General features: G+C 57.2%; 8 protein-coding genes. 3 read left to right on the plus strand and 5 right to left on the minus strand.

The features are described from left to right. Together IGS51_RS05480 and IGS51_RS05485 are read right to left on the minus strand one after the other, a co-directional pair. On the minus strand, positions 1-387 hold a 387-nt coding region (locus IGS51_RS05480), incomplete at its 3' end, for an efflux RND transporter permease subunit (protein ID WP_297076909.1). 131 nt (positions 388-518) lie between these two features. Beyond that, positions 519-1,796: an efflux RND transporter periplasmic adaptor subunit gene (locus tag IGS51_RS05485; RefSeq protein ID WP_297076911.1), complete on the minus strand. Its 1,278-nt coding sequence runs from the start codon at positions 1,794-1,796 to the stop codon at positions 519-521. A gap of 444 nt (positions 1,797-2,240) precedes the next feature. Here IGS51_RS05485 and IGS51_RS05490 point away from each other — a divergent pair, with 444 nt between their 5' ends. Together IGS51_RS05490 and IGS51_RS05495 are read left to right on the plus strand one after the other, a co-directional pair. After that, complete coding sequence (locus IGS51_RS05490) at positions 2,241-4,679, plus strand: M48 family metalloprotease (protein WP_297076913.1); 2,439 nt, start codon at positions 2,241-2,243, stop codon at positions 4,677-4,679. Positions 4,680-4,854: 175 nt separating this feature from the next. After that, positions 4,855-5,838, plus strand: a complete 984-nt coding sequence (locus tag IGS51_RS05495; RefSeq protein ID WP_297076916.1) for an alpha-ketoacid dehydrogenase subunit beta — start codon at positions 4,855-4,857, stop codon at positions 5,836-5,838. A 258-nt stretch (positions 5,839-6,096) separates the two neighbouring features. Here IGS51_RS05495 and IGS51_RS05500 read toward each other — a convergent pair whose 3' ends face one another. Both IGS51_RS05500 and IGS51_RS05505 read right to left on the minus strand, forming a co-directional pair. Beyond that, the gene (locus IGS51_RS05500; RefSeq protein ID WP_297076918.1) at positions 6,097-6,384 is read right to left on the minus strand and encodes a hypothetical protein; all 288 of its coding nucleotides are present in this window, start codon (positions 6,382-6,384) and stop codon (positions 6,097-6,099) included. 540 nt (positions 6,385-6,924) lie between these two features. After that, entirely contained in the window at positions 6,925-8,763 is a 1,839-nt protein-coding gene (locus IGS51_RS05505) for a diguanylate cyclase (RefSeq protein ID WP_297076921.1), read from the minus strand. A 532-nt stretch (positions 8,764-9,295) separates the two neighbouring features. Between IGS51_RS05505 and IGS51_RS05510 the strand changes: the two genes are divergently transcribed. Further along, positions 9,296-10,108: a DUF6816 family protein gene (locus IGS51_RS05510; protein WP_367279267.1), complete on the plus strand. Its 813-nt coding sequence runs from the start codon at positions 9,296-9,298 to the stop codon at positions 10,106-10,108. Here IGS51_RS05510 and IGS51_RS05515 read toward each other — a convergent pair. Continuing rightward, positions 10,069-11,577: an AAA-like domain-containing protein gene (locus IGS51_RS05515; RefSeq protein WP_297076927.1), complete on the minus strand. Its 1,509-nt coding sequence runs from the start codon at positions 11,575-11,577 to the stop codon at positions 10,069-10,071. The two genes, IGS51_RS05510 and IGS51_RS05515, sit on opposite strands and share 40 nt — an antisense overlap. Positions 11,578-11,971: the final 394 nt, after the last annotated feature.

Raw genomic sequence — 11,971 nt, forward strand, 5'->3', positions numbered from 1 at the left:
CGTAATCCCGGTGCGGGTCACCAGTTCTGGCAAACGAGGCTCGGCCCGGGCCACTCGGTTCTGCACGTTCACTGCCGCGATGTCCGGATCTTGCCCTGCTGCAAAGGTGACGGTGATCTGGCTGGTGCCATCGCTGCCGCTGCTAGAACTCATGTAGCGCAGTCCATCTACGCCATTGATTTCCCGCTCCAGGATATTCGTCACGGCGCTTTCTACCGTTTCTGCATCTGCACCCGGATAGTTTGCCGTTACCACCACCTGCGTCGGCGTGATGTCAGGAAACTGGGCGATTGGCAGCGTGGGCAGCACCACCAACCCCAAAAACACCGTGATAATGGCGCAAACTAGCGTAAAAACGGGTCGTTTGATGAAAAAGTTGGCAAACATGAGGTTAAGGGTTAGGGGTTGGGGACGAAAGGTTAGGGCTGGGTAAAGGACTGAGAGTGATGGCTCTGCACAAGATGAAACGTCTCCGATGCGGGTTGCCTAATCCTCAATCTCCAACCCCTAGCCCCTTTCTACTGAGCCATCGCCTGAGCAGGCATGATCGGTGCGCCCTCGGTCAGGTTCAGCACACCCGACACGACGACCTGATCGCCGGGCTGCACGCCAGAAATGACCTGATAGCTGTTGCCCTGGATGCTGCCCAGTTGCACGAGGCGCTGGCGGGCCACCTGCATGGGCGGCTGTCCGGGTGCGCCATTTGCCGGCGCGGGCTGATCGGGGTTGGCTTCGGCCTGTTCAGCCACGTAAACAAAGGTTTGTCCGGCAATGCGGGTAACGGCAGCAGTGGGCACGAGCAGACCGGGCTGGCTGCTCCAGATGACGCGGGTGCGAACCAGTTGTCCATCGCGCAGGCTGCCGTCGTTCGTAAAGCTGGCCTTGGCGAGAACCGACTGTTCACCGCTGCTGACCTCCGGCGCAACAAAGCTGATGCGACCGCGCAGGGCGGGCTGGCCCTGTTCATCTAATAGCTCGACCGGAAGCCCAACCCGGAGCTGGCGCGATCGCTCGATGGGCACGGCAATGTTCAAATCCAGCGTGCCGTTCTGAATAATGCTGGTGAGCGTGGTGCTGGGCGTGACTAGGTCGCCCACCTTCACCGGAATATTGCCTACCACGCCCGCAATTGGCGAAATCACCTGCCGATCTTGCAGGTTCTCAGCAGCGACGTTGCGATCTGCCTGGGCGCGGGCAATTTGGGACTCGGTTTCGCGCAGCGAGGCTTCGGCAGCCCGCACGTTCTCTTCTGCTGCCCGACGGCTGGCGATCGCCGTATCGCGGGTATTTCGCGCTCGGTCTAGCTCTTGCCGCGACAGCGCACCAGCGGACACCAGCGACTCGATGCGGCGATAATCTGACTCCGCCAGAGTGACATCGGCCGCTGTGCGGGCGACCTCCGCTTCAGCGGCCCGCAGCCGTGCTAATGCCGTATTTCGAGACGACTGGGCTGCTTCCAAATCGGCGATCGCCCCACTGACCTCTGCACGGCTGCGGTCAGCCCGCAGTTGCACAATCGGGGTTCGTGCTTGCACCACATCCCCCGGACGCACAAAAATTTCTACCACGCGCCCATCGGCTTCGGGGCGCAGCACAACCCGATCTTCCGCCTCCAGTGCGCCCACAAACTCGGAAGTCTCCAGCACTGTACTGGATTGCACAGTTTGCAACTCCACAGGCATGGGAGGCGGGCCACCCTGCATTCCTGGCGGGCCACCCCGGCAGGCCCCAGCCACCACTGACAGCAGCAGCGCGGCACTAAACAGCGAACCCCGACGCAACACCTTCACGCTCATATTGAAACCTGCTAAGTCCCGAAATCAGCCAAATCAACCCAAACTTGCCAAACGTGAACTGCTGCTGGCACAGCGCCGCCAACCTCAAGCCATAGCAATCAATAGCAATCAGTAGAGTAATCAGAGAATTAATCAGAAACTATCTCACAACCTGCAAACCCAGAAGCTTCAAAGCGATGCATTCGGCATTTTTACAGCAATTTTCAGGATTTTCTTTGAAAACTCTAAATACGGGTTCAGGTATCGCGGGAATGGTTTAGTAATTTAGCGGGATCGCCCTGCTGGGGCATCCTCCAATCGGGTTACTCCCATCAGGCTGCGGGATTGGGGCAGACTCCGGGAACGCAAGTTTTGGCGATGAAGAATAAGGAAGATTCTCAGATGGGAACCCTAGAGGTGTCGTGTTCAATTTGATACCTCATTGTCTTTTGAGGAGTACGAGTCATGACGGCCGAGAACCTCCTGAAATCGGGCATTCAAGCAGTTAAACAGCAGCAGTATAAAGCGGCGATTCAAGCGCTGATGGCTTGCTGCCAGGCCGCCGATCGCCAGTCCAAGCTCTATTTCCAGGCGCAGATGTGGCTGGTGCGGGCTTACTACGACGGTGGGCAGACAGAGCGGGCGATCGCCCTCTGTCAGCAGATGAGTACCGACGCGCCGCCCCAAGTGCAAACCTGGGCCAAAAATCTGCTGCCCACGCTATCCGCTGCGCCTGCAATCGGCCCGGACACCGCTGGATCGGCCGCCACCGACGCGCCCACCGCCGACTTGCCGCAGCTCAGCGCCGAAGAAGCCCTCGACCTGTTCAATCGGGGCAACCATGCGCTGAAAACCAAGCGCTTTGCCGAAGCCGTCGAGCATTTAGAAACGTACTGCCGATCCGCCAATCCCCATCACAAAGATTTCGCCCAAGCCCAGATGTGGCTGGTGAAAGCCTACAACGGCAATGGGCAAACCGAGACGGCGATCGCCCTCTGCCGTCAATTGCTGCACCACGAAAAAGAATTTGTGCAGCTTTGGGCCCGCCAATATCTGAATGCACTGGCTCCCGAACCCGAAGCCGAAGCAACCCAACTCGAAGCCCCCCTCGCCGACGCAGCCGGCCTGCATCCCAAAATCCAAAATCGAAAATCCAACATCTCAAACGCCCAACCGTCTGCCCTCAGCCCCACCAAAACCCGCGCCCCTCGCGGCGGAGTCTCGCTGGTGATGAAAGGCGTGGCCAGCAGTCTGGCCCTGGCATCGGGCATGACGATCACGCTGCTGTTTGGCATGGTGTTTGCGCTCTGCATGGCGCTGCTGTTTTTGCATGGCAGCGACAACCCCACGGCGGGGCTGGGCCTGGCGCTGGTGGCAACCCTGCTGTTCAACGCCATTGTCTTTTTCCTGTCGCCGCTGATCATGGATGTGGTGCAGGGCTGGCTCTATGGCACGCGCTGGGTCTCGCTGTCGGATATTGAGCGGCGCAGTCCGGAAGCGGGCCGCGTCATCCGCACCGTTTGCCAGCAAAAGAAGCTTGCTCAGCCGCGCCTGGGGCTAATTCCCGACGACAACCCCACCGCCTTTACCTACGGCTCGCTGCCCAACACGGCGCGGGTGGTGGTGAGCCAGGGCTTGTTTAAATACCTGGACGATGACGAAGTGGCCACGGTCTACGCCCACGAACTGGGCCATGTCGTGCATTGGGACTTTGCCGTGATGACGCTGGCGGCAACGCTGGTCCAGATTACATATCTTCTGTATGTGTATCTGCGAGAGGCCCAGGACTGGCTGGGCGACAGCGAAATGGCGCGACGGCTCAAGCTGGGGATGCGGAGTGTGGCGATCGCCGCCTATGTGTTCTACGTTCTAGGCGAATATCTGGTGCTGTATCTGTCGCGCACGCGGGAATATTACGCCGACCATTTTGCCGCCGAGGTGACGGGCAACCCCAACGGGCTGTCGCGGGCGCTGGTGAAAATCGCCTACGGAATTGTGGAAGAGGGACAGCACAACCCCCAGCCCAGCAAGGTGCTGCAAGGTACGCGCACGCTGGGCATTGCCGACAGCAGCAGCGCCGGATTTACAGGCACGGCCTACCGCGTGGCGGCAAGCCCGGTGCAGGTGGGGCGCGTCTTCCTCTGGGATATGTTTAACCCCTGGGCGGCCTGGATGGAGCTAAATTCCACTCACCCGCTGACGGGCAAGCGCGTCCGCGCCCTCAGCACCTACGCCGAACAGCTTGGGCTGGGTGCAGAGTTTGACATGGCGCAGGTGGTGCGCGAAGGGCGCGGGCTAAACAAAACGCGGCTCTATGGCAACTTTGTGCTGGATGTGCTGCTGTATTGGGCAGACTGGATCGGCTTTGGGCTGGGGCTGCTCGTGGCGATCGCCCTTTATGCGAGCAACCTGGGGGCGATCGCCGCTCCTGCACTGCTGGGTGGCGGCATCGGGCTGCTGTTCAAAACCTTCGTCATGTATCCCGACTTCAACCGTGCCCCAGCGATGGACATACTCACCCTCATGTCTGACCCCTACGCCAGCCCGCTGCGGGGTCGCCCAGTCAAGCTAAGCGGCGAAATTATTGGCAAAGGCGACTCTGGCTATGCCTATGGCTCAGAACTCAAGCTGCAAGATCCGACGGGGATGATCTTGCTGCGCTATTCGTCCCGCTTTGGGCCCTTGGGCAACTTCTTGTTTGGCGCAAGTCAGGCCGAAAGCTTTATTCACCAGTCCGTCAGTGCGCTGGGTTGGTTCCGACGCGGCATGATGCCCTGGGTAGACCTGATTCGGCTAGACTGCCCCGCCAAGTGGACGGTTCGCAGCTATCACCGCTTCTGGAATCTGCTGTTTGGGGCGCTGCTGATTGGGCTGGCATTTGTGCTGCCGTCGGTGCTGGCCTAGAGCGCGGCGCAGGCGGCAACGCTGGCGGGAATCTATCTTGTGCCGATTGGTGAGTTTGGATAGCCAGTCAAGCCTCGGTCGCTTCTCTCGTCTAAAAGTGCATCTCTTGCAAACAGATGAGAGACAACCAGGGTATGATTCTAGATTGAGTGATTTACCAAAATTAGCAATTCCAATGGCAGAAACCCTCCTGTTCAATGCCCTGCGCGAAGCAATCGACGAAGAGATGGCGCGTGACCCGTCCGTGTTTGTGTTGGGCGAAGACGTGGGGCACTATGGTGGCTCCTACAAAGTCACCAAAGACCTGTATAAGAAATACGGCGATTTGCGCGTGTTGGATACGCCAATTGCCGAAAATGCCTTTACGGGGATGGCCGTCGGGGCGGCGATGACGGGGCTGCGTCCCATCATCGAAGGGATGAACATGGGTTTTTTGCTGCTGGCGTTTAACCAGATTGCCAACAACGCCGGAATGTTGCGCTATACCTCCGGCGGCAACTTCAAGATTCCGCTGGTGGTGCGGGGGCCGGGTGGCGTGGGGCGGCAGCTTGGCGCAGAACACTCCCAGCGGCTAGAGGCTTATTTTCAGGGCGTGCCTGGGCTGAAGATGGTGGCCTGCTCGACTCCCTACAATGCCAAGGGGTTGCTAAAGTCTGCCATCCGCGATGACAATCCCGTGATTTTCTTCGAGCATGTGCTGCTCTACAACCTGAAGCAGGATTTGCCAGAAGAAGAATACCTGCTGCCGCTGGACCAAGCAGAGACCGTGCGCGAAGGCAGCGACGTGACCATCCTGACCTATTCGCGGATGCGCCATCACGTCATGCAGGCGGTGAAGACCCTGGAGAAAGAGGGGTTTGACCCAGAAGTGATTGACCTGATTTCGCTGAAGCCGCTGGACTTTGAGACGATTGGTGCGTCGATTCGCAAGACCCATCGCGTGATCATCGTGGAAGAATGTATGCGCTCCGGCGGCATCGGCGCAGAAATTACGGCATCGATTAACGATCGCCTCTTTGACGAACTGGACGCGCCCGTGATTCGCCTCGCTTCGCAGGATATTCCCACGCCCTACAACGGCACGCTAGAGAATCTGACGATTGTGCAGCCTGCCCAAATTGTGGAAGCGGTGCAAAAGCTGGTGGCGCTGAAGGTGTAGTTCAGCCCTGCGCGAGAAACACGCGAGAAACACACGAAAAACGTTGGTGTGCTAAAGGACTGGGGCGTAGCGGTGTTCTTCTGTGGAAATCGCTGGTGGGAATCGGCTGGGCGATCGCCCCTGCCAGTCCTTTTGCGATGCGTTCCGATTGCGATGCGCTCTGAGAACCAAAATAGACCGAGCGATCGCTCAGCCAGCAGAACGGATGTCAGCGCAGAGATGTCGCGCAGAGATATCAGTAACCCATCTCCGACCAAGCTACGAAAAGGTGAGCCTGGATGGGTCCACAACCAGGCTGCTAATCAGCACGCCGTTGACCAGAATATTGATTTGGTGAGCAATCCGGAGTTCTGAAATCGGCTCCTTGAGCAAGTCTTGAGCAGCAAGGAGGGTTTCGGCGACCTGGCGATCGCGACACTCAATTCGCAGCACTCCCCAGCGGCGAGACAGTCGGCATGCCTTTAGCCCTTGCAACTGTCGTAGCTCGGCCGGGTCCTCCCGATAAAAGTCGAGGATGAGTCGAGTGAGTTGGGCAAACCAGTTCATTGCAGCGAACCCCTAAAGATGGATTTATTAAGGCGACGCACCTGCAACCGCTCCCCAGCGATCGCCCATCCTCTTTTGCAGCTACCTATTCGGTAAAACGCAAGATTCTGGGGAAACACCTGAGGAGATCGCGCAACTGCGCTTCTTTTCAATACTTTTATTCAAGCGCAGATCAAAAACTCAAACGATGGATTGCAAAAAGATTTAATGCGTGAATTCCTAAAAAAGGGTTTCCAGACAGCCTGAAACAGTCTTGGTGCAAGGGATTCTGGAGATTTATCCGAAGTGATGAAACGTAACAATATAGGCTTGTTTCTTTAAGAAATGAATCCCTAAAAATTGGAACCTTGCTTTCATTTTTGTTACGAATTTTGACATTTCAATTTGTAAATAAACTTTACGAATACCAATAAATTTCGTAACGCCTTGAGTTTAATTAAATTAAGCAATCTGTACCGATACTCCCGTCGGTACTTAATTGGTACTTAATTTGTCCACTTATTTTGTCCTGCTAGAGTTTGCTACATCTGCAAAGCCTGATTAGGACATGTCAAAGTCCCGGTAGACCACAGTCCGGTTTCGGCCCCGACGTTTTGCGTTGTAGAGGGCTTGGTCGGCCTGCGCCATCAGGGCTTCAATAGTTTGCGTAGAGGTGGGAATCTGGCTAGTGACACCAAGGCTAACCGTCACGACCTGGGCCACGCGAGAACACTCATGGCGGATGCCCAGCGCCTGGATGCCGAGGCGAATTTTTTCGGCGATCGCCCGCCCCCCTTTTATATCTGTATTGGGCAAAATCACGCCAAACTCTTCGCCGCCATAGCGAGCCACCAGGTCAGCCGGACGCTGCACGATACACCTGGTGATTTGGGCGAGTTGACGCAGGCAGTCGTCACCTTCCTGGTGTCCATAGCAGTCGTTATAGCGCTTGAATTCGTCTACATCAAACAAAATCAGCGAGAGAAACTGCTGTTCTCGCAAGAGCCGATTCCATTCCTGCTGGAGGTGCTGGTCAAAGCGGCGGCGATTGGCGATTTGCGTCAGTCCGTCAATGTTGACGAGGGCTTCTAACTCCTGGTTGGCTCGAATCAGCATCTCTTCGGCCCGCTTTTGCCGAGTAATGTTTTGCATTTGCGCCAGCAGATAGAGCGGATTTTGTTGTGCATCTCGCACCAGCGATACGCTCAGCAGTGCCCAGGTAATTTCTCCACTCTTGCGGATATAGCGTTTTTCCATCTGAAAGGAGTTTCGCTTACCGTCGATTAATTCCTGCACCATCGCTAAGTCAGCAGCCAGGTCTTCAGGGTGAGAAACGGCCTGGAACGTGAGCGATCGCAGTTCAGCCTCGGTGTAGCCCAGCAGATCGCAACAAGCAGCGTTGACCGCTAGAATCTGGCCGTTGAGGGCGGTGATGGAACTGCCCACGGCGCTATGGTCAAAGGCGGCGCGAAACCTGGCCTCGCTCTGGCGCAGCGCGTCTTCTGCGGATTTGCGGTCGGTGACATCGCGAATCATCGTCAGCGCTTCGGTGGGGCCATAGGGCACAATGCGGACTTCTTCATGCTGGAGGCGATCGCCAAACCAAACCTGCTGCTCATAGACCTGGATTTGCTGCGTGGCAAAGGCTTGCTCTAGATAGTGCAGCTTGCGCTGGGCGACCTCTTTTGGCAAAAGATGGGAAACATGCATTCCTACCGGGTTAAGGTCTGGCGGGATCAGATCAATCAAATAATTAGTCTTGAGATAGCTGAGATAGATGCCCTGGGCGCTAACACGAAAAATCAGGTCAGGAATGGCATCGAGCAGGGCCTGCGTTTCTATTTTTTGGCGGTGTAACGCCTCCGTTTTTTGGGTAATTTCTGACCGCAGGGCGTGGTTTTGGGCAACGAGCGATCGCTCGGCCTGCCGCCGCAGCGTGATGTCTTGAAATATGGCAACACAGGCCAGCACCTCGCCCTGGCTGTTGCACAATGGCACCGCCCGCGCTTCTAGCAGCAGCGATCGCCCCGCACGGCGGATTTCCAAATCGTCGGCTATGCAGCTTTCGCCCCGCAGGGCGCGAGAGATCGGCAATGCCTGAGCCGCATACAGCCGCCCCGTGCCAGCCTGAAAGATTGGACAGGGGTCTGGATGGATGATTCCTGAAGATGGGTCGGAGGACAGGCCAAGCATCTCCTGGGCGACTCGATTGAGAAACGCAGTGCGGCCATCTTGTCGATAAATTGCAATGCCCAGCGGCAAACGATCGAGCCATGCAGACACCTGCAAAGGGTCGCCCAGAAAGTCAACTGATTGCAGATGCGGACTGGCTAAATGGTCATCAGGAGAGCGATCGCGCGGGAGTGCCCGGAGCCACTGTTCAAACTGAGAGTAATTCATAAACCGCACTTGGCGGATACATGCCTTTTGTAAAAACGACTGACCCAGTTTCTTTGTTTAGATAAAACGACCTTGCTTTTCATGCAAGGCAAAGTTGCTCTCTCATATTGTTCCCAAAGAGTCGATCTGGGCGGTATTTTAGAAAATTGGATTTTAATACCCAGATGAGTTCCATCTCGGTAATCTATTATCCTTATGCCGAGCAATTGCTTGGATTTACGGGGTCATGATCCCAGTAATTACCCTGATGTTCTCAATGTTTTTCAGAATTGTAGCGATCGCCCTGCACTTAGCGTAGGCACCCAGAGCGCTTGCGGAATCTTCTAAAAATCCGCTAAAAATCCCCTAAAAACCTATTGTATGGTAGGTTTGCAGAAAGCATAGACCCACAGGAAGGTGTCCGGTGAAGGCGGTGTCCAAACTACGAGCGATCGCCTCTAGAATTGCAAAGCCGCTGGCAAGTATCTCCGCAATATTGCCACTCGCAATATTACCAACCGTTGGGTGGCTGCGCCGCGCTAGACGAGTGGGGCTGGCGGTGGCGCTATGGCTGGCGCTGTGGGCGGGGCTGGGGATACATGGAGCCGTGCAGGCGGGGCCGCTGGGCGATCGCCTGGCCCAGTTTCCCGACTGGCAAAGCAAGCCGCTCTTGCCCAGTGCCAGGGGCGATCTGGTCTATCCCGACTGGTTTGAGGGCACTTGGGACGTAACCACGACGCTGGTAGATCTGGTCGCGCCGCTGGCCCCCGAGATCACAACCCCTGGGTTTGAGGGCAATCGGCAGTATCTCAACCAGCCAGTGCTATTTCAGGCGCGATTTGTGGCGACGCTGCCCAATCGCTTTGGGGGGCTGCCGCTGCCGCCGTCGCTGTTGGGCAAGCCGCAAGTCGTCGCCGATCGCGCGTTTAACGGGCTGAACCTGGCGAGAGCGTATCTAGACAAGCCCGATCAAAAAAGTCCGGTGCTGGCGGTGAAGGTTGATCCCAAAAATCCCAACCGCCAGATTACGCTGCTGCGCGACGAGTCTGAAGACAGCTTGCTGGGGGCCAAGGAACTGGTGTCTACGGTGGTGGCGCGGGGGGTGGAAACGCCCAGTCCCTCAGAGTTCATCACCACTGAGGTCTTTCAGCAGGAGTTTTTAGGATCGCCGCAAATCTACTTCAATACGGTGGAAACCAGCACGGCCTATCAACTGCACCCCGACGAACTGCCCCGCATTACTGCTGACCAAGTGACGGCAATTTATCTGTCGCCCCAGGACCCCGATTACTTTGCAGCGGGCGATCGCCCTGTTGCGCTCTACCGCTATCGGCTAGAGTTTAACCCCGAACCCGGCATAGACTGACCGAAAGGGCGATCGCCGCTGCCGCCAGCCCCACCCCTGCCAAAAGCAGCAGCACAATCCGTTTGCATATCCCGCTGGTCGAGGGCCTGGCTGGCCGCCAAAAAGCGGTAGTCGTCGGCGGGCAGATTTTTCCCAGCCGACCAGATTTGGGCATCGGCCAGCGCCTGCCCGCGCAACAGCCGCGACTCGTCCAGCCCGCCTGACTGCAACCAGGCATCCAGCGCGGCCGCGTAGGGACGCAGCGCCGAGAGTTGCTTTTCGACCCAGGCTGCATTAAACACGCGCTCATAAATCCGGTTGTAAACCTGCAAGCGGTCGTTTTGCTTGACCACCAGCCCCGACAGCAGCAGTTCCACCGAGTCGCGGCTGTCGTCGGTGAGGGTTGTGGACCGCCCGCTGCCTGGGTGTGAAAACATAGAGTGTGGGGATACCGACAGGGTTGCAGGATCTTGCTGGAGAATCTGCTGATAAAGCCCCAGCAGGCGGCCCGCCCGCCGCTCGTCGTTCAAGAGGCGATCGCGAATGGTGCGTAAATGTGGCGGCTCATCCTGGGCGACCCAGTTTTCAATTACCTTAGATTCCACAATAGCGGCCACCTGCACCGACTCTGCGCCGTGATTGGTCAAAATCTCGCGCACCAACTGCTGCAAAAACGGCGTTTGCAAATCGGGCGCTTCCCACGGGGCGCGACCGGGCGTGGCGTTTAGCTGGCTGTGCTGGGCCACCAGTTGACACACCTTTTGCGTCAGAAACGGCTGCCCGCCTGTCCAGGCAAGGATTTCGCGCAGGACGGCTCTGGGATGATCGACCTTGCCCTCCAGCCCCATCAGCAGCGGCTCGGCCTCGTCGAGATGGAACCCAGTGAGGGCGATCGCCCGACCAATATTCAGCGGCGTGCGCGTCTTATCCGCAATCAGGTCAGAGGGCGTAGTCACCCCCAGCAGCGCAAAGGTCAACTGCCCCGCATCATGACAGGCCCGCAGCAGCGCAAAAAAATCGTCGGTATTGAACGATAGACTGAGGATGCTGTCGATTTCATCCACGAAAATCACAATCGGCGGCGACACCAGCGCAGGCAGCGTCTCTGTTAGAAATTCACCCAGCCGATTCACAGGCGACAAGTCCTGACGCTCTGCCAGCCATTGCCGCAGAGGAACCTGCTTGGCAAGCTGGAAGCTCCGCAGCAGGCGCATAATCAAGTCGGCATACCACTGGTCGGGCGTGATGTCGCGGCTGCCGATGCTCGACAAATCCACCACACCGCAGCTCCAGCCCTCTGCCTGGAGGCGCTGGGTCGTCCGCACGCGCAGGCTAGACTTGCCCATTTGCCGACAGTTCAGCACGTAGCAAAACTCACCCGTCTTGAGCGCCCGATATAGCTCGTCGTCTGCCTGTCGCACGACATAGCTAGGTGCGCCTGCGGGCAGCCTGCCGCCGACCTGATATTCATAGGCAGAAGAGGCACTCATGACAGAGTCTCAGTGCATCACGGTTCCTCCCCAGTATCAAGCTATTTTCTCGCTGCGGCAACTAATCACAGGTTTGCTCAAGGTTGTCCCCAATTCTTGCCCCCAATCCTCGTTCTCAATCCTTGCGCCCAATCCTTGTGCCCAATCCTTGTTCTCAATGTTGAACCCGTGAAACTTTTTCTTGCCAGGGGCGATCGCATCCCTTACAATCAACCATCAAGCTGTGAATGACCCCAAGTCAGCGCGGCTTACCCTTACCCCCGAAATTTTGGTCGTTTAGTCATCTACGGCATTGGCAGGTGTTCCCGCACCCACCAACGCCTGACCCCTCGACAGCGCGTGCCTGTCTCAGGGCTGCGTCCATTGTAGGCCGCCCTGTCCCAGCGCTTCACGT

The sequence above is a fragment of the Thermoleptolyngbya sp. M55_K2018_002 genome (assembly GCF_015295965.1).
GTDB lineage: Bacteria > Cyanobacteriota > Cyanobacteriia > Elainellales > Elainellaceae > Thermoleptolyngbya > Thermoleptolyngbya sichuanensis.